This is a genomic window from Acinetobacter sp. 25-47-130, assembly GCF_056779705.1.
Map to the genome: position 1 here is coordinate 1 of NZ_JBWYII010000037.1, position 262 is coordinate 262.

General features: G+C 42.4%; 1 protein-coding gene. It reads left to right on the forward strand.

Features of this window, described 5'->3' with window-relative positions; translation table 11 throughout:
* Positions 1 to 8: 8 nt before the first annotated feature.
* Positions 9 to 262: CoA-transferase (locus AC1M83_RS14245; protein WP_481590952.1), on the forward strand; the 254-nt coding region annotated here is incomplete at its 3' end.

Here is a 262-nt window from a genome sequence, read left to right on the forward strand (position 1 = left end):
GAAATAAAATGAGTTATCAAAAATTAACCCGTGATCAAATTGCTGAACGTGTTGCACAAGATATTCCTGATGGTGCTTATGTCAACCTTGGCATTGGTTTACCGACCAAGATCTCGAGTTACTTACCTTCTGACAAAGATGTCTTTTTACATTCTGAAAATGGTTTATTGGCCTTTGGTCCCCCCCCTGCGGAAGAAGACCGTGACCCTGAGTTAATTAACGCGGGTAAAGAGTTTGTAACCCTGCTAGAAGGCGGAGCTTT